The sequence below is a fragment of the Robertmurraya sp. DFI.2.37 genome, from assembly GCF_029211245.1.
Classification (GTDB): Bacteria; Bacillota; Bacilli; order Bacillales; family Cytobacillaceae; genus Robertmurraya; species Robertmurraya methanolica_A.
In genome coordinates this window covers 1-291 of record NZ_JARGEJ010000803.1, presented here as the reverse complement: position 1 = coordinate 291, position 291 = coordinate 1, and the positions used below count along the sequence as shown (strand labels likewise).

Here is a 291-nt window from a genome sequence, read left to right as displayed (position 1 = left end):
CTAATGCTCATTCCGTTTCTGTAGTAGGTGATTTAAATCAATGGAATCCTCAATCCCATCCAATGGAAAAGGAGACAGATGCAGGGATATGGGAACTCTTTATTGAGGGATTGGATGAGTATTCACTATACAAGTTTGCTATTTTGACAAAAGATGGACGCATACTTTTTAAAGCTGACCCATATGCATTTCATAGTGATACAAAGGAAAAGACAGCTTCTTTTACTTATCGTTTTGAGCATAAATTCTCATGGACGGATGATGATTGGCAAAAGGTAAAGGAGAGACAAA

1 pseudogene is annotated in these 291 nt (G+C 37.1%); it reads left to right on the top strand.

What is annotated here, in order from left to right:
* Positions 1-291, top strand: a pseudogene (locus tag PZE06_RS28710) (1,4-alpha-glucan branching enzyme); the annotation flags it as partial.